This is a genomic window from Thermodesulfobacteriota bacterium, from assembly GCA_035325995.1.
Taxonomy (GTDB): domain Bacteria; phylum Desulfobacterota_D; class UBA1144; order Nemesobacterales; family UBA2774; genus JADLGH01.
On sequence record DAOKYU010000011.1, the window covers coordinates 1 to 25243 of the forward strand.

Here is a 25243-nt window from a genome sequence, read left to right on the forward strand (position 1 = left end):
AACTGTTACCCATGTCTCCGAACACCTGTAACCTATGTCCCAGGTCTGTACAGATTTGACATCGGGGGGCATCCGAGGCAAAAATTGTATGATTCAATCCATATAATTACAGGAGGCTCTCATGGCCAAGGGTAGAACTACCAAAACAACTACGAAAAAAACAGCGGCTGCCGCCAAGCCCGCGAGGAAGAAGTCAGGCCTTCAGCTCGAGTATATTCTCTACTCTAAAAAGAACAAGGTCGCGTACGTCACCATAAACCGCCCCGAGGTGCGTAACGCCCTTAATTCCGAGGTCAGGGAAGAGCTGGCCATTGCCATCGAAGACGCGTGGCTCGACGACGGTATAGGGGTTATAGTCCTTACGGGCGCGGGAGGCAAGGCCTTTTCCGCGGGCGGCGATCTGTCCTGGATAGTCGATCCCAAAAAGAAGGTAGACGCCAAGTACATGCTCGTCCACTACAGGCTTGCAACGGCGATGCGCTGCTGCGGAAAACCGATCATAGCCCGCGTTGACGGTTACTGCGTCGGCGGCGGGAACGAGCTCAACATGCTCTGTGACCTCACGATAGCCTCCGATACTTCCATATTTGCACAGGCCGGCCCGCTCGTCGGGAGCGCGCCTATATGGTACGGCCTCCAGCAGCTCCAGCACTCTGTAGGCGACAAAAAAGCCCGCGAAATAGTTTATCTATGTGACCGCTACACGGCACAGGAAGCGATGGATATGGGCTGGGTCAACAAAGTCGTCCCACAGGACAAGCTCGACGAAGAGGTGGATGCGTGGTGCAAGAGCCTCCTCCAGAAGAGCAGGCAATCGCTCAGGATTGCGAAGCTCCAGATCAACTTCGTATCCGACATGGCCCACCCTCAGATCACGCACGGGCTCGAGCTTGCCCGCTTCTTCATGAAGGCCCCCGAGATGGTCGAGGGCGCGACGGCGTTTCTCGAAAAGAGAAAGCCCGACTTTTGGGGGGTAGATTAAACCGGACGGAGAGCAGATGCCCAAAGAAGCAGAAATAAAGTTCCTAGTCAAGCTCGACGATACGGGTGCGCCCGAAGAAATATACTGGAACGCCACCGACTCCGGTGAAGAGGGTTTCGCACCATGCGAGTCTCTCATGATATCGATGTGGGACAAGAGCGCCAGGAACAGCATGGGCATAGAGCTCTGGACCCCGCGCATGGAAGTAGGCGAGATGGGCGCTCATTTCTACCACATGTTCATGAAGATGGCCGACACATACAAAAGGGCGACTAACGACGACGCCACGTCCGAGAAGATAAGGGCCTTCGCGCTCGAGTTCGTAAAGAGCGTGGAGGCCTTCGCCAACAGGTAATCTCCTTCTCCCGGCTCTACTTAAAGGCCGGCATGACCTCTTTTGCGAAGAGGCGAAGCGTTTCGGGGTTCATAACGTCCGAGAAGAAGATGGTGTATTTCGTTACGCCCTTCTTTTCGTTCTCGCGGATTTTCGATATGCACCGCTCCGGGGTCCCGACTATTCCTATCTTCTCGATATCTCCGAAGAACCCGTAGCGCCTCTGTGCTTTCTCCAGTTTTTCCGGGAGCTCGGATTCGCTCCGCGCGAGTACGCAAACCGTCTGCTGCGATATCCTTATCCCGGACGGGTCCCGCCCGATGTCCGCACAGTGCTTCTTAAGGGCGGCGATCTTTCGCTCGTACTCGAGCGCGCTGCTCGCGGGGCAGTTCCATTCGTCCGCAAGCTCGGCTACTACTCCGAGTAAATATCTTTCCCCCGACCCGCCGATTATGATGGGCGGATGGGGCTTCTGCACGGGCTTCGGATTACAGTACGCGCCCTCTATGGAGTGATATCTGCCGCTGAAGCTCGGCTTTTCCTCGGCCCACATGGACTTTATTATCGCCGCCGCTTCCGAGAGCTCCTCTACCCTGGCCCGCGTATCCGGAAAATCGTAGCCGTATGCCCTGAACTCGGGCTCGAACCAGCCTGCCCCGATAGCGAATTCGAGCCTCCCGCCACTTACGACGTCGAGCGTCGAGGCCATCTTCGCCAGAAGGGAAGGGGGCCTGAAGGCGCTGCAAAGGACCATCGTCCCGAGCCTGACGTTCTTCGTTACGGCGGAAAGCGCGGACATGAGCGTCCACGCCTCATATATGTCGAGGTCGAGCCCGCCCTGCCCGAGGAGGTGATCGTAAAACCAGACGGAATGGTATCCGAGCTCGTCGCACAGCTCGGCCGCATCCCTTATCTCGGAGAATTCTATTTTCTGCTGACGGAGGACGACTCCGAAGTCTATTGCCGGCATTTCTCTTCCTGTTTAAGGCATTTTTTCATTTAATCTGCGTACATAAACTGCCTCCGGGTTCCCGAAAGGTTTCTCCGGAAAAGCGGCTGTTTGACACCGTGCGAGTAATATTATAACTTTAGTTCCCTCATAGAAAACCCGGAGGACTAAAGTATGAAGCTCGGAAATATCGACTTTTATGCAGGTATGTCGGGCCTTGCCGTAAAACTTCTTTTGGTGGCGGTTCTCGTGCCGGCGATGCTGGTTACCGTGGCCTGCAAGCAAAAGGATAATTCCGCGCAGAATACGGCGCAAAGCGCTCCTGCCGGGGATACGAGCGAAACACAAGGAGGCAATCCGGTGGTAATAATATCCACGTCCAAAGGTGACATAAAGGTCGAGCTCTTGAAGAACGAGGCTCCTGTAACGGTCGAGAATTTTCTCTCCTACGTAAACGACGGATTTTACGACGGCACTATTTTTCACAGGGTCATCCCCAATTTTATGATACAGGGCGGCGGGTTCACGTCCGACTTCGCCCAGAAGCCTACGAAGGCCCCGATCAAGAACGAGGCCAATAACGGGCTCAAGAACGACAGGGGCACGCTTGCGATGGCCCGTACGCAGGTCGTCGACAGCGCAACGTCGCAGTTCTTCATAAACGTCGTCGACAACGATTTCCTCAACAACGGCGCAAGAGACTTCGGATATGCCGTCTTCGGGAAGGTAATAGACGGCATGGATGTGGTTGACGCCATAGCCGCGGTCCCCACGAGCAACAAGGGCATGCACGGCGACGTTCCCACCGAAGACGTGGTTATCGAATCCGTAAAGGTCGTTGAATAACGGGTATTTTGATTTCGCCGGGTGAACCTTCATCCGGCGACTGCATCTCCGGCATCCCGGTCAATACGCCGCTGAACGTCCTCCGGTGTATGGGGCAGGGGCCGTGCTCCCTGAGAGCGTCCAGGTGCTCCCTCGTGGCGTAACCTTTATGCGAGCCGAAGTTATACTGCGGGTAGATTTCGTGGTACCGCACCATTATCGAATCCCTCGTCACCTTCGCGAGGATCGATGCCGCGGCGATGGACGAGCATCTCGCATCCCCCTTGACTATCGTCTCCTGCGGAACGAGTATTGAAAGCCCCTGGTTTCCGTCTATGAGGAGGAAATCCGGACGCGTGCGAAGATTGGCGACGGCGATTTCCATCGCCTTTAAAGACGCGCGGAGTATATTGATCCTGTCTATGACGTCGTGCTCGACTATACCGATTCCGTAAGCGACGGCGGTCCTGGTTATGGCTTCCCAGGCTTCATTCCTCGATGCCTCGGATAATTTCTTAGAATCGTCGATCCCGCCGAGCTTGCACCCGGCGGGGAGAATCACGGCCGCCGCAACCACCGGGCCCGCAAGAGGCCCCCTGCCCGCCTCGTCTATACCGGCAGGGGTCTTTCCCTTGGTCCACAATCCTTTTTCGATGGTGAAATCCGGCGGAGCCATGTCGTCCGAGTGAATCCCGAGAAGATTTATATTCACACTTCCCCCGCACGCCGGCGAATCAGGTCTATTTAACCAGTCCGTAACCGACGAGAGCTCCCCTGAGCTCTTCGTAGTATTTCTCCGACATCCGGCAGAGCGGATACCGGTATTCGTATGCTATCTTGTCCATCATGCTGAGCGCGGCCTTGACCGGGATCGGGTTCGTCTCGAGGAAGAGCGCCTCGTTGAGCGGGAGGAGCTTATAGTGAAGGTCCCGGGCCTTGTCTATATCCCCGGCCGCATAATGGTTATACAGGTCCGCGACGTCCCTCGGCGCGACGTTGGCCGTCACGGTGATGAATCCCTTCGCCCCTATGCACATGAGCGGGAAGTTAAGGGCGTCTTCGCCCGAGAGGAGCAGAAAATCCCTTCCGCACAGGCTTAATATCCTGCTCGCCTGTACCAGAGACCCCGACGCTTCCTTTATCCCGATTATGTTCGGGCAGTCCTTCGCCAGCCTCGCGACGGTCTCGGGCTGTATGTTAACGACGGAGCGCCCAGGGATGTTATACAGGATAAGCGGTATCTTTACCTGAGACGCTATCTGCCTGAAGTGGAGATACAGGCCCTCCTGGGTCGGCTTGTTGTAATAAGGCGCGACCAGGAGCGCAGCGTCTACTCCGACTTCCTCGGCGAAGCGGGTGAGCCTTATGGCCTCCTTCGTGCTGTTGGATCCTGTCCCGGCGATGACCGGCACGCGCTTGTTTACAGCCTTTACGGTAAGCTCGATGACGTATTCGTGCTCCTCGTGCGTAAGTGTCGGGGATTCCCCCGTCGTCCCGCACGGAACTATGCCGTGCGTACCGTTCTCGATCTGGAAATCTATAAGCTTTTTTAGCGCGTCCTCGTCGATCTTTCCGTTCTTAAATGGCGTGACGATGGCGACAAGCGAGCCGTGAATCATCGGTAAAGCCTCCTTGGTCTGGCAGAATTCATTATATTCGAGCTTTTGGTCAATTCAAGGTTTATACGGGACGGAGGCGAATTATCCGGCCCTTATGGCGAGGCTTGTGCGGCAGGCTTATACACTGTCCCGGAGAATTATTCTCACTCCGCACTCCGGGCAGAAACGGCTCGTTTTCGGGATGCCGCTTCCGCAGCCCCCGCATAATACGATCTCGCCTTCGGCTGCAACAGGTGCCGACCTTCTCGCCTCGGCGATCACCGCTTTGAGGAGCCCTTCGAGCTCCGACGCATGTCCCGCAGCCCTTTTCTGAAACTCTATTTTGTCCACGTTTCCGGGAGTAGTAATCGTCACCCTCGGCTCGCTGCGGTCGAGCTCGTAATGTATGTCCGTTATCCCGTTGAGCGGGATTTCCCTGAACGTTTTGAGCTCAGAAGAGTTCCTCGCGATTATGATCCGTTTAGCGGTCAATATGAACCAGGAGCTGAAGTATGTGTTGCTGTCCGTAAACGTCGGGGCCTTGCGCATAGCCCTCCAGTTAAGAAGCGTGAAGAGCACTTCCTCACCCTCGCCGAGGCGCTTTCTGAGTCCTTCGGCGATACCATCCGGGGGCTCTGTAAAACTTCCGCCCTGGAGCTTTTCGACAAGTCCCTTAAACACTCCGGCTATAGCCACTATATATACTCTCCGATAAGAAGCTCCGCTATCTGAACGGCATTGAGCGCGGCGCCCTTCCTGAGCTGATCGCCGACCACCCATAGCGAAAGCCCGTTCGGCACCGTATAGTCTTCCCTTATCCTCCCGACAAGGCACTCGTCGAGCCCCGCGGCGTCTATCGGCATCGGGTATCTAAGGTTCTGCGGCTCGTCCACGACCCTGACCCCCGGAAAGCCTGACAGGGCCTCCTTCGCCTCGCCTACCGATATCTTTTTCTCCGTCTCTATATTCACCGCCACGGAATGCGCCCTGAATACAGGCACCCTGACGGTCGTCGCCGTAACCGCGATTTCGTTATCCCCGAATATTTTCCTGGTCTCGTGATGGAGCTTCATCTCCTCTTTCGTGTAGCCGTTCTCCAGAAAGGTATCGATGTGCGGAATTATGTTGAACGCTATCTGGTGCGGGAATACCGACGGCTTCATGTCGCCCGAGCCGGCCCAGGCGAGGGTCTCCTGCCGGAGCTCCTCTATCGCCTGGGCGCCGGCGCCCGACACGGCCTGGTAGCTCGACGCGACGACCCTCTTTATTCGTGCGATGTCGTGTAGCGGCTTAAGTGCCATGAGAGTAACCGCGGTCGTGCAGTTGGGGTTCGCGATTATCCCCCTTTTCCTGTAACCGGCAGCCGCCCCGGGATTTATCTCCGGAATGACGAGAGGCACGTCTTCTTCCATCCTGAAGGCCGAGCTGTTGTCGACGACGACCGCCCCGGCCTCTACAGCGGTGGGCGCGAATTCCTTGCTCCTGCCCCCGCCGGCCGAAAAGAGGGCTATGTCTATACCCGAAAACGAATCCTTGTCCAGTTTCTTTATTTCTATATTAGTGCCGTTAAACTGCATTTTCTTGCCTGCCGATCTCTCGGATGCAAGGAGCCTGAGCTCCTTTACGGGAAAGCTCCTCTCCCTCAGGATGTCCATCATCTCCTGCCCCACCGCGCCCGTCGCGCCGGCTATTGCAACGTTATAACCACCGCTCTTCATTTATTCCTCCGAATTCTTTCTTGTCACACTTAAATCTTACTCTACCTGCAATGCTTCTTTTCGAGCTTTTCCACCTTCTCTATATTTTCCCGCTCGCTTTCATCGGGCGAAGCCGTAAACCAGGCGTCTAATATCTCGCCCGCCACGACGGGCGACACGGCCCGGAGACTCATCGCCAGGACGTTGGCATCGTTCCACTTCCGCGCCCCTTCGGCCGCTTTGGCGTCCTGGCAAAGGGCCGCGCGTATGCCTGGAATCTTGTTCGCCGCTATGCTGACGCCCGTACCCGTCCAGCAGAAGAGTATCCCCTGGTCGCATTCCCCATCGGCGACCCTCCTGGAGACCTCCTCGGCGACGTCCGCCCACTGAAGACCTTCGCCCGCGAGAGGGCCGTGGGGCTCGACCTCTATGCCCCTTTTAACCAGTTCTTCCATGACGAAGTCCGTGAGATACGTCCGCTCGTCGCTTCCAACGGCGATTTTCATAGTACGAGTAGTGTAATTAAGATGCGGGCGCCCTTCAAGGAGATGCCAGGCTGCATGCGAGCGGTAAATATTACCTGAGAAGCCCTGTGAGACCTCTGGTCACGAGGATTCCGGCGTATACGGCTGCTACGCCTATGATGTTGCTCGCAAGGACATAGAAGAGCGCATGGCCGACCTCGCCTTCCCTCAGGAGGTTAAGGGTTTCAAGGCCGAAGCTCGAGAAAGTCGTATAAGCACCGAGCAGGCCGACCATAAGGAAAAGCCTCATGTTGGGAGTAATGTAGAAACCCTCGAAAAGGTGCCACACTGCGCCGATTGCGAGGCAGCCGGTGATGTTCACGAGAAGCGTCCCCCAGGGGAACACGCCCGGAACGAGCCTGAAGACCGCCCCCGTGACCGTATACCTGAGTATGGCTCCTATTACGCCGCCCGCAGCTATATAAACGAGGTTCGACATCGGCCCTGGCCTCCGTTTTCGACAGGATTCGGAAAATAATATCTGGAAAATGATATCATATGTAAACGTTATGTCTTGAAAGACGCATAGAGTAATATGATTACAGACGCCTGTCCGGAGGTTTTTACTTCATGGCATGGAATCCAGAGCTCTACGGGAAATTTCAGAAAGAGCGGTTCGTGCCTTTCGAAGACCTGAGCGGTCTCGTGGAAATAAGGGAAGGTATGGACGTTATCGATCTTGGCTGCGGCACAGGCGAGCTCACCGAGAGGCTTTCTGATATGCTCCCCGGCAGCCGGGTTCTCGGAATAGATTCCTCGCCGGAGATGCTCGGTAAGGCTGCGCCGAGGGTAAGGCCCGGGCTCGATTTCGAGCTCCTGCCCGTACAGGACGCGGGCGGGGAATGGGATCTCGTCTTCTCGAACGCCGCTCTCCAGTGGGTTCCCGATCACGGAAAACTCGTACCGCGCCTGATATCGCTTCTAAAACCCGGGGGCCAGATCGCTGTCCAGGTTCCGTCGAACCACGTGCACATAACACAGCGCCTCGCCGGCGAAACCGCCGGAGAAGAGCCTTTCAGGAGCGCCCTCGGAGGATGGTTACGAATTCCGTCCGTACTCACCATTACTGAATACGCCGAGCTCCTTTACGAGAACGGATGCGCCGGCGTTACAGTATTCGAAAAGGTATTCCCGCATGTCCTGGACGATGCCCGGGCCGTTCTCGAATGGCTCTCCGGCACTGTGCTTTTATCTTATTTCAGCCGCCTCCAGCCTCCGCTCGACGAGGCTTTCAGGAACGCCCTTATGGAAAAGCTCGAAAAGCTCTACCCGGAAGGGCCGGTGTTCTATCCCTTCAGACGCATATTCTTTTCGGGGTTCAGGGGAAGGCGGCCGGATTAAAAACGCGACCGGCGCTCGTAAACGAGCATAGGTGTACATTTATGAACGGCACAAGCAGTATCGATAATATTCGGAGGATGCTCATATGGAGAAGAAAGGATTCTCGATAAAGGAAGCCATACGGTTCGGCTGGGACAGGATGAGGGAGAACCTCGCGTTCTTCATAGTGTTTCTCGTCGTCGGCTGGCTCGTTAATCTCTTTTTTGGAACTTTCGCGGATCTGTTCGAAGAACGCCTTCCGGCCTTTTCCATCCTTTTTTCTATCGGAAGCATTCTGGCCAGCTTCGTGATCAACTTTATTTTTATCAGGGCCACCCTTAACGTATGCGACGGAGTAACGCTCAACGTCTCGGAGCTCCTCCAATTCCCCCTATCCCGGCTCTTGAGATTCATTCTGGGGAATATCCTGTACATGCTTTTGGTGTTTGCCGGCTTTATGCTGCTGATAGTGCCGGGACTCATATGGATGATTAAATACCAGTATGTCCCATACCTGATTGTAGACAAGGACTCACCGATAGGCGGGGCGTTTTCGGAGAGCGGGAGAATAACTTCAGGGGTCAAGTGGCCGCTCTTCTGGTTTCTCCTACTGCTCGGGCTCATCAATATTGCCGGGGCGCTCGTTTTCCTCGTCGGACTCTTCGCTACCATACCGACGACCATGATCGCCATTGCTTATGTTTACAGGAAACTGTCTTCCGGGAGCGAAATCCCTGTTGGCCGGACGGCTTATGAAAACGATAACCCGTTCGCGGCGCCGGCATAACGCAGTAAATTATCATACCCATGGAGGGCCGGGAGTTGGCGGAATACAAACACACTCAGATCGGATATCTTATGCTGACATTCATCGCCGTCGGCGTATTGCTCGTACTCAACTACTTCTACCTTAGCGGCGGGGCAAACCCGTTTCTCCTCGTTATTCTCGCTGCCCTGGCCGTGTGTCTTCTCCTTTTCAGCATCCTCACGGTCAAGGTGGACGCAGAGGAAGTCTCGCTCAGGTTCGGAGTAGGGCTTATCCGGAAGCGCTTTCCGCTACCGGAAATCGAGTCCCACTCGGCGGTACGGAACCCATGGTACTACGGCTGGGGCATGAGGAGGACTCCTATAGGATGGCTTTATAACGTGTCCGGTCTCGAAGCCGTCGAGATAGCCATGAAGGACGGAAGGAAAGTCAGAATCGGCACGGACGACCCGGCCGGCCTCGATGCCGCAATAGGGGCCGCGCTTTCTAGCAAACGAGCCTGAGCTCTGGACGCTTCACATGGACGACAAGCTTATACTGAGAGCCGGGAGTTACCTCGAGCTCGAGCTGCTTCGGGAAGATCATGCCGCCGAGCTCTTCGAGCTCATCGACGGGAACAGGGAGTATCTTAAAAAATGGCTCCCCTGGCTCGACAACAACAGGTACCTCCAGAACACGATAGACTTCATCACCTTCAGCCGAAAGCAGTTCAAAGAGAGCGTATCCCTTACACTGGCGATTATGTACAGGGGGAAGATCGCCGGGGTGATAGGCTTTCACAAGGTAGACTGGATGAATCATTCGACCAGCATCGGCTACTGGCTCGGCGAGAGATATCAGGGAAAGGGAATAGTCACGAAGTCCTGCCGCGCCCTGATGGCTTACGGCTTCGGCAGCCTCGGTTTTAACCGGATAGAGATAAGATGCGCCCCTGGTAACAGCAAGAGCAGGGCGATCCCCGAGCGTCTGGGCCTTGTGGAAGAGGGCACGCTCAGAGAAGCCGAATGGCTCTACGACCACTACGTCGATCACGTAGTCTACAGCATGCTGAGAAAGGATTGGGATCCTGGTGGTGAGGAAAGCTGGCGGTAAAAACCCTCCCGCATCCGGTTAGGGAATGGGGGGAGGGCCTAAGAGAAGCAAAAGGCAAGATGTAGTTAAGCCTATGCGAATAATGCTATGAAGAAAGCGGCAAACAGGATCGAATAGAGAGCTAAATCCGTAAACCCGTATGTCTTATGAATCCGTCCGCTCATGGTATTAAGGATAGTCTATACTCGGCGGCCCCATCAAGACTTAATTTTCGACACTTTAAAAGAATTATATAGCTGTATCGCTTAATACCAAAGTATTAACGTTCAGATACGGTTTTTTACCGGCTCTCTATATCGAAATCGGCGGCAATTCCGGGTGTCCGGCCCGCCGGAAATAAGGCGGGCGTACGCTACTTCGCGCTCAGGCCGCCGTCCACGGGGAGAAGGACGCCGGTAATGAATCCCACCCTGTCGTCGCAGAGGAAAAGCACTGCCCGTGCTGCCTCGCTCGTATCCCCGAAGCGCTTTATCGGATGGACTGAAAGGTACCTCTGTCTCGCCATTTCCCTGTCCCCCCATTCCTCGAAAACATATTCGACCATGGGGGTGTAAATGGTTCCGGGGCAGATGGCGTTAACGCGTATGCCTAGCGCCGCGTATTCGAGCGCCATGCTTTTGGTGAGCTGGCCGACCGCACCCTTGGAGGAGTTATACGCTGCGAACCCCCTCGAAGCCTTGAGCCCGAGTATGGACGAGTTGTTGACGATGCAGCCGTATTTCCGTTCGAGCATGTGGGGTATGGCGTACTTCGACATGAGGAACATTCCCCTGACGTTTATGTCGAATGTAGTTTCCCACTGCTCCGTCGTCGTGTCGTGTGTCTCCACCTTGTAAATAACCCCGGCATTGTTGAAAAGGATGTCCAGCCGGCCGAATTTATCCAGGGTGTATTCGACGGCGGCCCTGCAGTCCTCTTCTCTGGATACGTCTTTTACGAGGTAGCTTATAGCGCCGTTATTCACTGCCGCCGCTTCGGCGAGGCTCTCTTCCTTCCGTCCCGTTATAACGACGTTCGCCCCTTCTTCCGCGAACAGCCGCGCCGTTTCCCTACCTATACCAGTGCCGCCGCCCGTTATGAGGGCGGTCTTTCCTTCGAGAAGTTTCATGGGATTATCACCTGGATTATTTTAGGATTAATTATGGTGGAGATTCAAATTTAATCAATACCTTAAATGCGTGTAACGCTTGTTGCGAAGCGTCCCTGCTATCTATTCGGCGGTATTCAGGTTTTAGGAGAGGTGTTATATAATCTCATTCGAGGAGCGGGATCTGGAGATTAATATTATAAGCGCCGTCATCAAATTAACGAGAGGATAGATTATGGAAAGCCGTCCTGATAACGCAGGAAAGCCGCAGTACAAGGATCCGAAGAACATCGCCATAGCGCTGCTGGTCCTGATAGCCCTCGTAATGGGGTTCTTTCTCTTAAGGGACAAACTCCCCGCGGAAGGTCCGGAAAAGACGGCCGAGCAGCCGGCGGCATCGGGCAGCGTGTCCGTCGTCGAGGTCAGGTTCGACAAGGAGAATAATTCCTTCGTCGATATCATATTCAACGAGCCCGTCGGGAAGGACGACACGGGCGAGATACTCGGACGCGACCCGGCTACGATTACCCCGTCCGTAAACGGCGCCTGGCAGTGGAAGTCGCCTAACGTCCTCACCTTCCAGGCCTCCTACAGGTTCAACATGGCCACCGATTACAGGATCAAGCTCAATCCTGAGAACTTTTTAAAATCCGGCGAGACGCTCGGCGGAAAAACCGAGTTCAGTATACGGACCGACAAGTTCAGGGTCGTAAAGGCCTCGGTCTCCGAGGAGCCCGTCCCCGACGAGAGGAACACTGTCACGCTGAACGGCACCGTGGATTTCAACTATCCCGTCGACCCTAACGTCCTCGCGAGAAAAATATCCCTGAGAGAAGTCGGCGGCGGGGGCGAGGGGCCCGGGGAAGTCCCGCTAAAGCTCATTACCGAGTACTGGCACAACACGATGAAATGGAGGAGCGGGCCGCTCGAAAAGGCGGCCGGCGAGAGGACGTTCGAGCTCGTCATAGTAGGCGACCTCACGCCCACGGACGGCAACGTCACGCTCGGTGACGATTTTATAGAGAAGATAACCCTCGGCTCCAGGGACAAGCTCGCCGTCAGGGGCGCCGAGCCTAAATCCGCATATCCGAAGTCGTCCGTAACCATAGGGTTCTCTTCCTTCGTGAGCCCCGAAATCGCGTCCGACTACATCTCGGTCGAGCCCAAAGTGAGCTACGCGGTAAAGAGGGTCGGCAACGATCTGATTCTGACCGGCGATTTCGTCCCCGGAAAGAAATACAACCTCAAGATCGCAGAGGGCATGCCGGCGCTCGACGACGCCGTTTTGAGGGAGGAGTATAAAAAGGAAATCCGGTTCGCGAATCTAGATCCGACGATCGAGTTCGAAAGCCCCGGCATGTTCCTCGATTCCAACGGCACCAAGGCCGTCGCGCTCAAATCCATAAACATAAACACCGTGGACCTCACTGTGGACAAGGTCTACCTCAACAACCTCTTCTTCCTCTTTCAGTCCTACGGATATTCGGTCTGGCGGGACGAGTTCTACCAGGGCTCCATCGGGGATTATTTCGGGGGAAGGGTTTCGGAGGCGTACGGCTTCAAGATAGCCGAAAAGCAGAACCAGGAGGTCAGAACGGTTCTCGACCTGAAGAAATATATACCGTCCGAGCCCGGGCTCTATCAGGTAGGCATACTGCCGCAGGGGCAGTACCAGGGCGTACAGAAGTGGGTGCTCATAACGGACATCGGCATAGTTGCCAAGAAGGGCAAGGACGGGTTCCTCGTATGGACCAGCTCGTTTTCCACCCTCGATCCGGTCGCCGGGGCGAGCGTCAGAATCATAAGCGACAAGAACCAGGTCATAGCGGAGGGCACGACGGACTCGAAAGGCCTGTTCGAAACGGACAAGGCTGCGGGAGACGAAAAGAAAGGCCGGCCCTACATGGTCACGGTACAGAAGGGCGGCGACTTCAGCTTTCTCCTCCTCGATAACATGCTCATAGACACGTCCGGCCTCGACGTCAGCGGCGCGGTGCCGTCGCTCCAGGGCTACAGCGCATACGTATACGGCGAGAGGGACATATACCGTCCGGGCGAAACCGCCGAGGGCGTCGCCGTAGTGAGGGACGCCAACCTCAACATCCCCGCAAAGATGCCGGTGATACTGAGGCAGATAGACGCAAGGGGGCGCGTCGCGAGGACCGTAAAAGAAACCCTGAGCCCAGCGGGAATGGTTCCCTTCGCCATCGACATACCCGAATTCGCACCCACGGGGAACAACACCATCGAGGTAAAGATCGGCGACGAGGTCGTCGGGCAATACATGTTCCAGGTCGAGGAGTTTATCCCCGACCGCATCAAGGTCAGGATAGGGACGGACGAGTCCGCCGTCGGGGTCGGTAAGGAGCTCAGGTACGACGTCTCGAGCGCGTATCTCTTCGGGCCGCCGGCATCGGGCCTTTCCGTCGAGACCCTGGTCGATCTCGTCGAGAGGCCGTTCCTCCCCGAGGATTACAAGGGCTACGTCTTCACTAACCCTGACAGGACGTTCGAGTCGAAGGAGATATTCAAGGGCGAGGGAACTCTCGACGTGAACGGCAGCACGAGCTTCACGGCGTCCATACCCGACGGGCTACGGCCGCCGTCCTCGCTCCAGGCGCAGATATCGGCGCGCGTTCAGGAAACCGGGGGGCGCGGCGTGAACGCGACGCGTCGCGTAAACGTCGACCCCTATCCCTACTACATCGGCCTCAAGCTGAAGGACCCCGAGAAGTACGCCGAGCCCGGAAAGGAAGTGGAGCTCGAATACGTCGCCCTTGCAACCAGGGGCGACGGCACGGAAGAGGTGAACACCGGCGAGCTCAAGGCCGAGTTCTATAAAGACGTTTGGAACACCGTCCTCAGGCAAACCCCGTCCAGAAACTACAAATACGAATCCAAGCGCGATTCCGTCCTCGTGAATTCCTTTTCGATGGACGGCGGCTCGCCGAAGGGGAGCTTCACCGTCACGCCCCCTGAATTCGGCAGCTACAGGGTGGTGCTGACCGACCCGAAGGGCGGCTCGTCTACGCAGGTTCAGTTCTACGCCAGCGGATGGGGGTTCTCCCCGTGGGCGGTCGAAAATCCCGCGCGGCTCGACCTCGGCCTCGAAAAGAAGGAATACATGCCGGGCGAAACGGCTAATCTCCAGGTCAGGGCGCCGTTTTCCGGAAAGCTCCTCGTCACGGTCGAGAGGGACGAGGTCTACTACACCGAAACATACAGCATAGACGGCAACACGGCAGCGATAAAAATCCCCGTAAGCGACAAGTACAGGCCCAACGCCTACGTCACGGCGACGCTCGTCCGGGGCGTGAACGAGCTCGAGCCCGGGTCGGCGGGCAGGGCGTTCGGGGCGATTCCTATAAACGTCGACCGTACCGCCAATAAAGCCCCGGTTGAGATTACCGCACCCGAGGAGATAAGGCCGCTCACGCCGCTCGAAGTTGGGGTCAAAACCCTCCCCGGCGCTACGGTCACCGTTGCCGTAGTAGACGAAGGCATTCTCCAGCTCATCGATCAGAAGACCGCCGACCCCTTCACGTTCTTTTACAGAAAGCTCGCCCTCGAAGTCGCCTCATACGACACATTTTCCCTCCTCCTGCCGGACATTTCGATAGGACTCTCGCCCAAGGGCGGCGGCTTCGCCGCGAGAAAGGAGATGCAGTTCCTGAGCACACAGGGTATAAGAAGGGTAAAGCCTGTCGCGTTCTGGTCGGGCCCGCTCGAAGCGGACGGCGACGGGAACGTCTCCTATAAAATAGACATGCCGCAATTCCAGGGCGCGGTCAGGATTATGGCCGTCGCGGCGAGGGGCGAGGAATTCGGCTCCGCCGAAAAGTTCACCAGGGTGAAATCCCCGATAGTCCTGCTCCCCACGGTGCCGAGGTTCTTCTCCCTTAACGAGAGCGTCGTAATTCCGGTCTCCGTAAGGAACGATACCAAAAAAGACGGCACGATTACCGTTGACATGAAGATCGAAGGCCCGGCCTCTACCGGGGTCATGGACGGCGCCGGCGAGAAGGGCGTCTCCCCCGGGTCGAAAGAGGCCAGGCTCGACGTCGAGATACCCGACGGCGGCGAGAGGGCGGTCTACTTCGTCGTCGATACGGAGGACGCCACGGGAGCGGTCGCCATGGAAGTCACGGCTTCGGGTAACGGTGAATCGACTTCCTCGAACCTGGACGTCCCCGTCCTGCCCGATCTCCCGGCGAAGAGGGAGGAGAATATAGGCAGGATAGACTCACATGAATTCGAGATTCCCGTCGCCTCGGGCGACTACAGGCCGGGGACGATAAGACGGGATCTTTACGTCAGCAGGCTCCCGCTCATACAGTTCTCCGGGAAGCTCGACTACCTCCTTCAGTATCCCTACGGGTGCCTCGAGCAGATAACGTCGCGCGTCTTCCCGCTCATCTATCTTTCGGACATAGCCCGCGAGATAGACCCGTCCCTTTTCGAGAAGGGCGACCCGGCCGTTCTGGTCCAGGACGGCATCCGGCAGATCGCTTCGATGCAGGTGGACGGCGGCGGATTTTCTCTCTGGCCCGGGGGCGCTTCGGCCGAGCCCTGGGCGAGCATTTACGCGGCGCACTTCCTCGTCGAGGCGAGGAAGGCCGGCTACTTCGTCGACGAATCGCTTTACTCGAACGCCGTCGGGTATGCGAGGATGATGGCCAAGGCGCAGCCCGAGCTCGGCACGAACGAGCTCGAGCTCGCCGTCTACGCCCTCTACGTCTTAAGCCGCGACGGCAAGCCCGACATGGGCACGATGGACTTCATAAGGGACCGTTACAAAGACGAGCTCAGCGTCGAATCCCGGGCCCTTCTGGGCGGAGCGTACGCGGGCTCGGGGGACGCCTCGGCGCTGGAGCAGCTCCTCAAGGGGATAAACGACGTCGAGGAGATAGCCAGGCAAACCGGCGGCAACTTCAACTCGACCATAAGAAGCAGGGCGATTCTCCTCCTCGCTATACTCGACCTCAACCCCGACGACCCGAGGGTCCCGGCCCTCGTCGACAGGCTGTCGAGGGACGCACGGCTCAACCAGTGGTGGACGACGCAGGAAAGCTCCTTCGCCCTCCTCGCGATAGGCGAGTTTGTAAAGAAGCAGGCCGAAGCGCCGCCGTTCGTCGGCACTGTTACTATAGGCGGAAAGCAGGTGGCGACGTTCGAGAGCGGCAAGATACTCTCGCTCACGGGCATTGAGGGCGACCGGCCGATAGTCATAAACATGGACGAGGAATACAAGGAGGGAAGCGCCTTCTTCACCGTCCTCACGAGCGGTACGCCGACTCCGAAAGGGTTCAAGCCCGTCGAAGAAGGGCTATCGGTTCTGAGGGAGTTTCTGACGAGAGACGGCGCCCCTGTAGACCCGGCGAATGTCGCGCAGGGAGACCTCATAGTCGTAAGGACGAAGATCCAGAGCGGCGCGGGGCCGCTCGAAAACGTGGTCATAGAGAACCTCCTTCCCTCGGGATTCGAGGTCGAGAACCCGCGCCTCAAAACGACTGAAACCCTTAAGTGGGCGACGGGCAATACGACGGAGCCCGAATACATGGACATAAGGGACGACAGGATTCTCATATTCACGGACCTCCCGGACGCGAAGTGGTATAACTTCTACGCCCTCCTTCGCGTCGTGAACCCGGGGACGTTCGCCGTCCCGCCCGTCCAGGCCGAGGCAATGTACTCGCCCAACATCAGGTTCACCGGCAAGCTCGGCGAGCCGTTCGAGGTTAAGCTCAAACAGTGACGGAAGGGAAAAACGTGTGCGGAAAGGGACGATGAAGAGCCGTTATTCGAAGTTGACAGCGTGCGCGTGCGCGGCGGTATTGATGCTTGCGGCCGACGCGTTTTTGCTATTCCTCGCGGCCGACTATCTATTTCCGTTCCCCGAGGCCTCGATACACAAAAAGACGGCCGCCGTCATATCGGACAGCCGGGGAAGGCCGCTCAGGTTCTTCCTGCCCGAGGACAACCGCTGGCGGTTTCAAGCCGGGCTCGAAGACATATCGCCCGGGCTCGTCGAGGCCGTCATAGCCTCCGAGGACAGGTGGTTCCGTCATCATCCGGGCGTGAATCCGCTCGCCCTCGTCCGCGCGTTCTACGTTAACGTCAGGGCCGGCAGGGTCGTCTCCGGAGCCTCGACGATACCGATGCAGATAGCGCGCATGGCCGAGCCCAAGAGCCGAAACGTGGCGTCGAAGATAAAAGAGGCCTTCCGCGCGTTCCAGCTCAAGTGGCGCTACGAAGACGACGAGCTCCTCGAAATCTATCTCAACATCGCTCCCTATGGAGGCAACATAGAGGGCGTCGCGGCCGCTTCCTATTTTTATTTCGGCAAGTCCCCGCGCGTCCTGTCGCCGGCCGAGATCGCGCTCCTGACGGCGCTCCCGCGATCGCCCGTCGCATACGACCCGACGCGTAATCCCGGGTCCGCGTTCCGCGAGAGGAACAAGGTCCTCCGTCAGCTCGCCGAAATCGGCGTGTTCACGGAAGAAGACGCGGAAAGATACGCCAGGGAGCCTGTGCCCGAAAAGAGAAGGCTCCAGCCGTTCTCGGCGCCCCATTTCTCGGAGTACGTCTACCAGAAGGTCTCGCGGGGCGAGAGCGCCCGCACGACCCTCGATTCCTCGATACAGCGCATAGCGGGGGAGATAGCCGCAAGACACATAGACGACCTCAGACGGGACGGCATAGAAAATCTCGCCATAGTCGTCATAGATAACGAGACCCGGAGCTTAAAGGCCCTCGTCGGCTCGGCTGACTACTTCGATAAGAAAAGCTCGGGACAGGTCAACCTCGCGCTGGCCCCGCGCTCGCCGGGATCGGCCTTAAAGCCGTTTCTCTACGCGATGGCCATAGACCAGGGCATCGTCATCCCGGACACGTACGTCCTCGACGTACCCACGGATTATTCAGGCTACGTCGCCGAGAATTACGACGGCACCTACCGCGGCCGGATAACGCTGAGATACGCCCTCATCCTGTCCCTGAACGCCCCTGCCGTAAGGCTCCTCGCGCAGGTCGGCCTCGGGGAGTTTCACGAGCTTCTCCTCAAAGGCGGCCTCGCGACCCTCGACAGGCCGCCCGGCAAGTACGGCCTTCCGCTCATACTCGGCTCGGGCGAAGTGACGCTCCTCGACCTCACGAACCTCTACGCCACGCTCGCATCGGGAGGCGTTCACCGCCCGCTCCGTGTGATAGAAGGCAGCGAGCGGAGCCGGGGTGAATCCAGGCTCTTCTCACCCGAAGCCTCGTTCCTCACCACCGACGCCCTCACCGAGCTCAAGCGGCCGGACATGTCTTCGAACACGTGGGTGCTCACGAGGGACGTGCCCGAGGTGGCGTGGAAGACCGGCACGTCCTACGGGCACAGGGACGCGTGGTCGCTCGGCTATTCGACCCGCTACACGATAGGCGTATGGGTCGGCAATCCCGGGGGGCGGGGGCAGAAAGGCATTTCGGGCGGCGGGCACGCGGCGCCTATACTCTTCGATCTCTTTCGGGGCATAGAGGGTAACGGCGCGCGGATTGCCATGCCCGACGGGCTTAACCTCGGGACGATAGAGGTCTGCAGGTCGAGCCACATGCTGCCGACTCCATACTGCGGGCAGAGGGACGAAGTGACGTACGTCAAAGGTGTCTCCCGTATACCGAGGGACACGTATTCGAAGAGGATATTCGTAGACGGCGAAACGGGCGAGCTTCTCCTCGGGCAGTGCATAGGCGAGCGCCCGCACGAGGCGCGCATCGTAACCACGTACCCGGCGGAGCTCGTTGCATGGCGCATGGCCGAGGGGAAGGCCGCCCCGGCGATACCACCGCTGAGCCCGCTGTGTAAGGACGTCCCGTCCGAGAGCCCGCCCAGGATTGTGTCGCCCGACGGAACCACCCCCTACCGCGTCTTAAACGGCATGCCCTCCGAATACCAGAGGGTCGAGCTCATAGCGAGGGTGAGCGAGGAGGCGGATATGCTCTACTGGTATCAGGACGGGAAGCTGATAGCATCCTCGAAGCCCTACAAGCGGGTGTTCGTACCGCTCGAAGCGGGCGCGCACGACCTCGTCGTCGTGGACTCGTCCGGAAGGTCGGACAGCGTCACCTACAAGGTCGAAAAAACCGGCAACGTCGAAGTCGTCGGAAGGTGAGCCGTGCCCGTGCCGATTAAAATTCGGACTACTGTCTTCTATTTCATCTCCCTCGCTATATTCGTACTGGCCGCTTCTCTTTTTTCCCCTCGATATTCGGGCGCCCGGAACCCCGACCCCTCGATCGAATTTCAAATCTCGGGAAAGCCTCTGAAAGCGTTCAAGCTTTCGGCGCTCAAATCGAAGATCGAGCCCCGGCGCATCGAGCTCTACGACATCGAGTACGGGAAAATAAAGAGGTACGAGGGATTCGCCCTCGGGGACATTCTCGGGCTCGGCTTCGGTGAGAATCTGAAAAGCGGGGAATATACGGACGTCGCGTTTATCGCGCTCGACGGTTACAACGCCGTGGCCGCTTTGTCCGATATCTCGAAGCCGGGGGGATACATAGTTTATGCGGACCTCGACTCCGGCAAGTGGGAGCCCGTGGGGAAGCAGGGGATCGATCCGGGGCCTTTTTACCTCGTCTGGACCGGCAAGGAAGAGACCCCCGAAAACGAATACCCCTGGTCATGGCAGATAGCCGCCGTTAATCTCATGCGCTTTCAGGACCAGTACCCTCTCGTGTTCCCGAAGGGGGCGGCCGCGGATTCCCCGGCGTACAGGGGATACGGGATATTCAAGGCAAGATGCGTAAAGTGTCATTCCATGAACGGGCAGGGCGGCAAAGTCGGCCCCGATCTCAACGCCCCTAAAAGCATCGTCGAGTACCGCCCGGCCCATATGATAAAGGAGTTCATAAAACACCCCTCGCAATACCGGTACACCCGGATGCCCGATCACCCGGACCTCTCCGAAAGCGGCCTCGACAACCTGCTCGCGTATTTTCACTACATGAAGGAGATAAGGGATTGAAGCGCCGTCCCCGGGACCTGCCACGTGCGAAATTCCATAACTTGGGTAAATTGTATATTTATTCCCGCACGCCCCGCAGAGGAAAGATATAATGGAAGATATACAGACACTGCGCCGCATTCTGGCCGAGAGTAAAACCATTGCGATCGTGGGCCTCTCGGACAAGTGGCACAGGCCGAGCAACTTCGCAGCGAAATATCTCAAGGATCACGGATATAAAATAATCCCGGTCAATCCGGGACAGAAGGAGATACTCGGAGAAAAATGCTATCCGAGCCTTCTCGACATACCGGAAAAGGTGGACGTCGTGGATATATTCAGAAAGCCGGCGGACGTGCCGCCCATAGTCGAAGACGCTATAAAGATAGGCGCCAAGGTCGTATGGATGCAGATAGGGGTCATAAACGAGGAGGCGGCTAAAAGGGCCAGGGACGCGGGCCTCGAGGTCGTCATGAACCGCTGCATGAAAATAGAGCACGCGCGTCTATTCGGCGGGATTAATTTTATCGGCGTACACAGAGGCTTCCTGTCCTCGAAGAGGTCCAAATGGCTGCCCTACTAGGCCGATACCGGGGATGTCCGCAGAAGCCCGATTCGACATTTAACGTTCTGTAAAACCGTGCGAACGGCGGCGCGGTTTTTACTCTTGTCGCATAATTATTTTCGGAGGTTTGTTAATGGCTGACAGAAAATTCGGATTCGAAACGCTCTGCATACACGCGGGGCAGCTCCCGGATCCCGCTACCGGCTCCCGCGCCGTGCCCCTCTATCAGACTACGGCCTACGTATTCGACAGTGCGGACCACGCGGCTTCGCTCTTTAATCTTCAAACCTTCGGCAACATCTATACCCGTATCATGAACCCGACGACCGCCGTATTCGAAGAGAGGATGGCGGCGCTCGAAGGGGGCCGGGCGGCGGTTGCGGTATCGTCCGGAATGGCCGCACAAATGGTCGCCATCCTGACGATCCTCAAATCGGGCGACGAGCTCGTCTCGTCGAACGCGCTTTACGGCGGGACTTATACGCAGTTCGACGTCAACTTCAGAGACCTCGGCATAAACACGGTCTTCGTCAATCCGGACGACCCCGGGAATTTCAGAAAGGCCATAACGAAAAAAACGAAGGCGATATTCGCCGAAGTCATAGGAAACCCGCTCGGAAACGTTCTCGACATTGAGGCGGTTTCGGCCGTAGCGCGAGAGGCCGGCATTCCATTCATAATAGACAATACCTTCGCGACGCCGTTTCTCTGCAGGCCCATCGAATTCGGCGCGGACATAGTCGTCCATTCGGCGACGAAGTTCATCTGCGGCCACGGCACCTCCATAGGCGGCGTGCTCGTCGAATCGGGGAAGTTCCCCTGGGACAACGGCAACTTCCCCGCGATGATGGAACCCTCCAAGGGCTATCACGGGGTGAGGTTCTACGAGACGTTCGGCGACTTCGGATACACGATGAAGGCCCGCTGCGAGGTGCTCCGGACGATGGGTCCCACACTCAGCCCCTTTAACGCCTTTCTCTTCCTCCAGGGCCTCGAAACGCTCAACCTCAGGATGGAGAGGCACTGCCAAAATGCCCTCGCCGTCGCCGAGTACCTCAAGAGCCACCCGTCCGTCGAGTGGGTAAGTTATCCGGGGCTTCCGGACAGCCCGTATCACGGCCTGGCGAAAAAGTACATGCCGGGTGGCGCTGGTTCTATATTCACGTTCGGGATCAAGGGCGGAAAGGAAGCCGGCGTGAGATTCATCGAAGCCCTCGAGCTTCTGAGCCACCTCGCGAACGTCGGGGACGCGAAGACGCTCGTCATACACCCGGCGTCGACGACGCACCGCCAGCTGAGCGAGGAAGACCAGCTCCTGGCCGGCGTAAACCCCGAGATGATTCGCATCTCCGTCGGACTCGAAACCGTGGACGACATCATATGGGACATAGAGCAGGCGCTCGAAAAATCCGGGAAGGCAAAATGAGCAAGAGGGCGTTCGGGGAATCCCCGGTCGTAATAGTCGAAGAAGGCTCGGTCGGCCTCGTCGAGACGAAATATTTCACGTTCGCGAAGGAGCCCGATCTCTTCCGTCTCGAAAACGGCCTCACGCTCGGGCCGGTTACCGTCGCCTACGAAACCTACGGAACCCTGAACGAAGCTGCGGACAACGCCATACTCATCGAGCACGCCCTCACCGCGAGCGCCCACGCCGCCGGCAGGCACGCTCCCGGAGACAAAGTCCCCGGATGGTGGGACGTGATGATAGGGCCCGGAAAGGCGTTCGACACGGAAAAGTACTTCGTTGTCTGCTCGAATATTCTTGGGGGCTGCTACGGCACGACGGGCCCCTCGTCCTTAAATCCCGCTACCGGGAAGCCCTACGGGTTCGAATTCCCCATGATTACGATAAAGGACATGGTCCGGGTCCAGAAGGCTCTTCTGGACAGCCTCGGCGTAAGGCGAATAAAGGCGGTCGCCGGGGGCTCGATGGGAGGGATGCAGGCCATGGAGTGGTCGCTCTCTTATCCCGGCATGGTGGACTCGGTTGTGCTCGTGGCCTCGGGCGCGGTTTCGAACCCGCAGTCGATCGCCATACACAAGGTCGGCATCCGCGCGATAACGGACGATCCTGACTGGAACGGCGGGGATTATTACGGCGGCAATCCCCCTGCGAAGGGCCTGGCGATAGCGCGTATGATAGGACACATAACATATCTCAGCCACAACTGGCTCTGGGAGAAATTCGGGAGGAATCACCCTGATCCCCTGTCCATGAAGCTACGGCTCGACAGCAACTTCGACATCGAGGACTATCTCGAATACCAGGGGGCCAGGTTCGTCGAGAGATTCGACGCCAACAGCTATATCTACATCATGCGTGCCATAGACATCTACGACGCAGCCGAAGGGTACGGCAGCCTGGCCGAATCGTTTTCCAGGATGAAGTGCAGGAAGGCTCTCGTCGCGTCCTTCACGTCCGACTGGCTCTTCCCGCCCTACCAGTCGCGCGAGGTGGTCGACGCCATTCGCGAAAATAACATACTGTGCGACTATCACGAAATAGACTCTCCATACGGACACGATTCGTTCCTTCTCGAATACAGGACGCTGACGGAATCGATAAAGGAATTCCTGGGCTCGTTTTGAATACGCACGGGCAGAGGGACCGTGAATGAAAATAGGCATAGCACTCGGAGGGGGAGGGGCAAAGGGATACGCGCACATAGGGGTGCTCGGAGCCTTCTCCGAAGCCGGCATAGAATTCGACGTAGTTTCGGGGACCAGCATAGGCGCTCTGGTCGGCGCCGTCTATGCGGCGGGGAAGCTGTCGCGCCTCGAGGACGTTTCGCTCAAATACGGCTTTAAGGATATCCCTTTCCTTCTCGGTCCGACATGGCCGGCGAGGGGCCTTTTCTCGGGAAACTACGTCGAGAGGCTCCTCGGCGAGATCGTCGGCATCGAGAACATCGAAGACCTCGGGAAGCCGTTCGCGGCCGTTGCCGTGGACGTCGGCAGGGCCGAGACCGTAACCTTCATGAACGGGAGCCTCCGTACCGCCGTTCACGCCAGCATGGCGATTCCCGGTCTCTTCACGCCCGTCCCTCACGGGGATATGCTTCTAGTAGACGGAGGCGTTCTCGAGCCCGTTCCGGTGAAGGTACTTAAGGAGCTCGGCGCGGACATGGTCGTTGCGATAGATCTCCTGAGCAATTTTTCCGAGGACTGCGCAGTGGCGGACTTTTCTCTCGTGGATATCGTTCAGAGGAGCTCTATAATAGCCCAGAGAAGGCTTACGGAATACAGCTTCAGGGAATGCCCTCCGGACGTCGTCGTGTCCCCGTGTCTCTTGAGTGTGAAGGTGCTCGATTTCCACAGGGGCCGCTCGATAATCGAAATCGGCAGGGAAGCGGCCCAAAGCGCCGTCCCCGGGCTGAAGCGGCTTATGTCCGAATTCGAAAAGCGGAGCGCGGACCGCCCCGCCTGAAGGCTCGGGCTTTATTCCCCCTGGCTTTCGAGGAATCTTTCGGCGTCGATTGCGGCCATGCAGCCCGAGCCGGCGGCCGTTATCGCCTGGCGGTACTTGTTATCGCGCACGTCGCCCGCAGCGAAGACGCCCGGCACGTTGGTTTCGGTCGAGCCTTCTTTGGTGATGAGGTACCCGACCTCGTCCATGTCGAGCTTCCCCCTGAATATAGACGTGTTGGGCGTATGGCCGATGGCTATGAATATACCGTCTATATCCTTCGTGGTTGTCTCTCCGGTTTTAGTGTCCCTGAGGACTACGCCCTTTACGCCGCTCTCCACGTCTCCCAGTATCTCCTCTATCTCGGCATTCCAGATGAAATCCACCTTCGGGTTCTTGAACGCCCTGTCCTGCATTATCTTCGAGGCCCTCAGCTGGTCCCTCCTGTGTACGATGTTCACCCTGGAGGCGAACTTCGTAAGGAACGTTCCTTCCTCGACGGCGCTGTCCCCGCCGCCGACTACTATTATTTCCTTGCCCCTGTAGAAAAACCCGTCGCAGGTCGCGCACGTCGATACGCCCCTTCCGAGGAGGAGTTTTTCGGACGCTATGCCGAGCATTCTGGCTGACGCCCCCGAGGCGACTATGAAAGTTTCGGCCTCGAACGTCATGTCACCGGACACGACCTTGAACGGCCTTTCGCTGAAATCGACGGAGTCTATTCTTTCGCGAAGGCACGTAGCCCCGAACCTCTCGGCCTGCTGCCTCATGGCGTTCATGAGCGCCGGGCCCTGTATGCCCTCGGGAAACCCCGGAAAGTTTTCCACGTCGGTCGTGAGCGTCAATTGCCCCCCGGCTTCGAGCCCCTCGAAGACGAGCGGCTCGAGATTGGCCCTCGCCGTGTATATGGCGGCCGTCAGCCCGGCCGGTCCCGAACCCATTATTACTACCTTCTGTTTCTTTGTAAGAGCGCTTTTGTCTATCATCCGTTACCTCGCTTTTCGTCCTGCCGGACTCAGCTTTATACTACATTTCGAAGGCGGTTTTTCAAGTACGAAACGGCTCCCCATACCGGTGTTCAGGATTAGATAACCGAAACCGGGCTATGGAT

Annotated in this window: 23 protein-coding genes; 14 read left to right on the forward strand and 9 right to left on the reverse strand. The window is 57.5% G+C overall.

Features of this window, described 5'->3' with window-relative positions; translation table 11 throughout:
• The first annotated feature begins 121 nt into the window (after positions 1-121).
• Both PKC29_12995 and gldC read left to right on the forward strand, forming a co-directional pair.
• Positions 122-982, forward strand: coding sequence for an enoyl-CoA hydratase-related protein (locus PKC29_12995; protein ID HML96333.1), 861 nt, complete (start codon positions 122-124; stop codon positions 980-982).
• A 16-nt stretch (positions 983-998) separates the two neighbouring features.
• On the forward strand, positions 999-1337 hold the full coding sequence (gene gldC, locus PKC29_13000) for a gliding motility protein GldC (GenBank protein ID HML96334.1): 339 nt from the start codon (positions 999-1001) through the stop codon (positions 1335-1337).
• 16 nt (positions 1338-1353) lie between these two features.
• Here gldC and PKC29_13005 read toward each other — a convergent pair whose 3' ends face one another.
• On the reverse strand, positions 1354-2286 hold the full coding sequence (locus PKC29_13005) for a TIGR03560 family F420-dependent LLM class oxidoreductase (GenBank protein HML96335.1): 933 nt from the start codon (positions 2284-2286) through the stop codon (positions 1354-1356).
• A 153-nt stretch (positions 2287-2439) separates the two neighbouring features.
• On the opposite strand from PKC29_13005, the gene PKC29_13010 reads away from it, so the two are divergent.
• Positions 2440-3111 (forward strand): peptidylprolyl isomerase, encoded by a 672-nt coding sequence (locus tag PKC29_13010; GenBank protein HML96336.1) that lies wholly within the window; start codon positions 2440-2442, stop codon positions 3109-3111.
• Here PKC29_13010 and PKC29_13015 read toward each other — a convergent pair.
• From PKC29_13015 to crcB, 6 genes are all read right to left on the reverse strand, one after another.
• On the reverse strand, positions 3083-3766 hold the full coding sequence (locus PKC29_13015) for a ribonuclease HII (GenBank protein HML96337.1): 684 nt from the start codon (positions 3764-3766) through the stop codon (positions 3083-3085). The genes PKC29_13010 and PKC29_13015 overlap by 29 nt on opposite strands.
• 64 nt (positions 3767-3830) lie before the next feature.
• Positions 3831-4709 carry a 4-hydroxy-tetrahydrodipicolinate synthase gene (gene dapA, locus PKC29_13020; protein ID HML96338.1) on the reverse strand — a complete coding sequence of 293 codons (879 nt, stop codon included), beginning with the start codon at positions 4707-4709 and terminating at the stop codon, positions 3831-3833.
• A 117-nt stretch (positions 4710-4826) separates the two neighbouring features.
• Complete coding sequence (locus tag PKC29_13025; GenBank protein HML96339.1) at positions 4827-5384, reverse strand: PH domain-containing protein; 558 nt, start codon at positions 5382-5384, stop codon at positions 4827-4829.
• The gene (locus PKC29_13030; protein HML96340.1) at positions 5384-6406 is read right to left on the reverse strand and encodes an aspartate-semialdehyde dehydrogenase; all 1023 of its coding nucleotides are present in this window, start codon (positions 6404-6406) and stop codon (positions 5384-5386) included. Before PKC29_13030 ends, PKC29_13025 begins: the two co-directional genes overlap by 1 nt.
• 41 nt (positions 6407-6447) lie before the next feature.
• Positions 6448-6891 carry an RpiB/LacA/LacB family sugar-phosphate isomerase gene (locus PKC29_13035; protein HML96341.1) on the reverse strand — a complete coding sequence of 148 codons (444 nt, stop codon included), beginning with the start codon at positions 6889-6891 and terminating at the stop codon, positions 6448-6450.
• 70 nt (positions 6892-6961) lie between these two features.
• Positions 6962-7348, reverse strand: a complete 387-nt coding sequence (crcB, locus tag PKC29_13040) for a fluoride efflux transporter CrcB (GenBank protein HML96342.1) — start codon at positions 7346-7348, stop codon at positions 6962-6964.
• Between the two features lie 131 nt (positions 7349-7479).
• Here crcB and PKC29_13045 point away from each other — a divergent pair, with 131 nt between their 5' ends.
• From PKC29_13045 to PKC29_13060, 4 genes are all read left to right on the forward strand, one after another.
• Complete coding sequence (locus tag PKC29_13045; GenBank protein HML96343.1) at positions 7480-8250, forward strand: methyltransferase domain-containing protein; 771 nt, start codon at positions 7480-7482, stop codon at positions 8248-8250.
• 85 nt (positions 8251-8335) lie between these two features.
• The gene (locus PKC29_13050; GenBank protein HML96344.1) at positions 8336-9016 is read left to right on the forward strand and encodes a hypothetical protein; all 681 of its coding nucleotides are present in this window, start codon (positions 8336-8338) and stop codon (positions 9014-9016) included.
• 71 nt (positions 9017-9087) lie between these two features.
• Complete coding sequence (locus PKC29_13055) at positions 9088-9498, forward strand: hypothetical protein (protein HML96345.1); 411 nt, start codon at positions 9088-9090, stop codon at positions 9496-9498.
• Positions 9499-9514: 16 nt separating this feature from the next.
• Positions 9515-10087 (forward strand): GNAT family protein, encoded by a 573-nt coding sequence (locus tag PKC29_13060; GenBank protein HML96346.1) that lies wholly within the window; start codon positions 9515-9517, stop codon positions 10085-10087.
• Between the two features lie 352 nt (positions 10088-10439).
• On the opposite strand, the gene PKC29_13065 is transcribed toward PKC29_13060, so the two are convergent.
• The gene (locus PKC29_13065) at positions 10440-11195 is read right to left on the reverse strand and encodes an SDR family oxidoreductase (protein HML96347.1); all 756 of its coding nucleotides are present in this window, start codon (positions 11193-11195) and stop codon (positions 10440-10442) included.
• A gap of 214 nt (positions 11196-11409) precedes the next feature.
• Here PKC29_13065 and PKC29_13070 point away from each other — a divergent pair, with 214 nt between their 5' ends.
• The 7 genes from PKC29_13070 to PKC29_13100 all read left to right on the forward strand — a co-directional run bounded on the left by PKC29_13070 (position 11410) and on the right by PKC29_13100 (position 24153).
• A complete protein-coding gene (locus PKC29_13070) occupies positions 11410-16929 on the forward strand; it encodes an MG2 domain-containing protein (GenBank protein ID HML96348.1) in 5520 nt (1839 codons plus the stop codon).
• A gap of 31 nt (positions 16930-16960) precedes the next feature.
• Positions 16961-19327 carry a penicillin-binding protein 1C gene (gene pbpC / locus PKC29_13075; GenBank protein ID HML96349.1) on the forward strand — a complete coding sequence of 789 codons (2367 nt, stop codon included), beginning with the start codon at positions 16961-16963 and terminating at the stop codon, positions 19325-19327.
• Between the two features lie 9 nt (positions 19328-19336).
• Complete coding sequence (locus tag PKC29_13080; protein HML96350.1) at positions 19337-20182, forward strand: c-type cytochrome; 846 nt, start codon at positions 19337-19339, stop codon at positions 20180-20182.
• A gap of 91 nt (positions 20183-20273) precedes the next feature.
• Positions 20274-20744, forward strand: a complete 471-nt coding sequence (locus PKC29_13085) for a CoA-binding protein (GenBank protein ID HML96351.1) — start codon at positions 20274-20276, stop codon at positions 20742-20744.
• Positions 20745-20859: 115 nt separating this feature from the next.
• The gene (locus PKC29_13090; protein HML96352.1) at positions 20860-22152 is read left to right on the forward strand and encodes an O-acetylhomoserine aminocarboxypropyltransferase/cysteine synthase; all 1293 of its coding nucleotides are present in this window, start codon (positions 20860-20862) and stop codon (positions 22150-22152) included.
• Positions 22149-23315 carry a homoserine O-acetyltransferase gene (locus PKC29_13095; protein ID HML96353.1) on the forward strand — a complete coding sequence of 389 codons (1167 nt, stop codon included), beginning with the start codon at positions 22149-22151 and terminating at the stop codon, positions 23313-23315. Before PKC29_13090 ends, PKC29_13095 begins: the two co-directional genes overlap by 4 nt.
• Before the next feature lie 25 nt (positions 23316-23340).
• The gene (locus PKC29_13100; protein ID HML96354.1) at positions 23341-24153 is read left to right on the forward strand and encodes a patatin-like phospholipase family protein; all 813 of its coding nucleotides are present in this window, start codon (positions 23341-23343) and stop codon (positions 24151-24153) included.
• A gap of 11 nt (positions 24154-24164) precedes the next feature.
• Here PKC29_13100 and trxB read toward each other — a convergent pair whose 3' ends face one another.
• A complete protein-coding gene (gene trxB, locus PKC29_13105; protein HML96355.1) occupies positions 24165-25118 on the reverse strand; it encodes a thioredoxin-disulfide reductase in 954 nt (317 codons plus the stop codon).
• Positions 25119-25243: the final 125 nt, after the last annotated feature.

Bases quoted from the DNA above. Each gene is read 5' to 3' on its own strand.
- PKC29_12995 (HML96333.1), top strand. From the start codon at position 122: ATGGCCAAGGGTAGAACTACCAAAACAACTACGAAAAAAACAGCGGCT.
- gldC (HML96334.1), top strand. From the start codon at position 999: ATGCCCAAAGAAGCAGAAATAAAGTTCCTAGTCAAGCTCGACGATACG.
- PKC29_13005 (HML96335.1), bottom strand. From the start codon at position 2,286: ATGCCGGCAATAGACTTCGGAGTCGTCCTCCGTCAGCAGAAAATAGAA.
- PKC29_13010 (HML96336.1), top strand. From the start codon at position 2,440: ATGAAGCTCGGAAATATCGACTTTTATGCAGGTATGTCGGGCCTTGCC.
- PKC29_13015 (HML96337.1), bottom strand. From the start codon at position 3,766: ATGGCTCCGCCGGATTTCACCATCGAAAAAGGATTGTGGACCAAGGGA.
- dapA (HML96338.1), bottom strand. From the start codon at position 4,709: ATGATTCACGGCTCGCTTGTCGCCATCGTCACGCCATTTAAGAACGGA.
- PKC29_13030 (HML96340.1), bottom strand. From the start codon at position 6,406: ATGAAGAGCGGTGGTTATAACGTTGCAATAGCCGGCGCGACGGGCGCG.
- PKC29_13035 (HML96341.1), bottom strand. From the start codon at position 6,891: ATGAAAATCGCCGTTGGAAGCGACGAGCGGACGTATCTCACGGACTTC.
- crcB (HML96342.1), bottom strand. From the start codon at position 7,348: ATGTCGAACCTCGTTTATATAGCTGCGGGCGGCGTAATAGGAGCCATA.
- PKC29_13045 (HML96343.1), top strand. From the start codon at position 7,480: ATGGCATGGAATCCAGAGCTCTACGGGAAATTTCAGAAAGAGCGGTTC.
- PKC29_13050 (HML96344.1), top strand. From the start codon at position 8,336: ATGGAGAAGAAAGGATTCTCGATAAAGGAAGCCATACGGTTCGGCTGG.
- PKC29_13055 (HML96345.1), top strand. From the start codon at position 9,088: ATGCTGACATTCATCGCCGTCGGCGTATTGCTCGTACTCAACTACTTC.
- PKC29_13060 (HML96346.1), top strand. From the start codon at position 9,515: ATGGACGACAAGCTTATACTGAGAGCCGGGAGTTACCTCGAGCTCGAG.
- PKC29_13065 (HML96347.1), bottom strand. From the start codon at position 11,195: ATGAAACTTCTCGAAGGAAAGACCGCCCTCATAACGGGCGGCGGCACT.
- PKC29_13070 (HML96348.1), top strand. From the start codon at position 11,410: ATGGAAAGCCGTCCTGATAACGCAGGAAAGCCGCAGTACAAGGATCCG.
- pbpC (HML96349.1), top strand. From the start codon at position 16,961: ATGAAGAGCCGTTATTCGAAGTTGACAGCGTGCGCGTGCGCGGCGGTA.
- PKC29_13085 (HML96351.1), top strand. From the start codon at position 20,274: ATGGAAGATATACAGACACTGCGCCGCATTCTGGCCGAGAGTAAAACC.
- PKC29_13090 (HML96352.1), top strand. From the start codon at position 20,860: ATGGCTGACAGAAAATTCGGATTCGAAACGCTCTGCATACACGCGGGG.
- PKC29_13095 (HML96353.1), top strand. From the start codon at position 22,149: ATGAGCAAGAGGGCGTTCGGGGAATCCCCGGTCGTAATAGTCGAAGAA.
- PKC29_13100 (HML96354.1), top strand. From the start codon at position 23,341: ATGAAAATAGGCATAGCACTCGGAGGGGGAGGGGCAAAGGGATACGCG.
- trxB (HML96355.1), bottom strand. From the start codon at position 25,118: ATGATAGACAAAAGCGCTCTTACAAAGAAACAGAAGGTAGTAATAATG.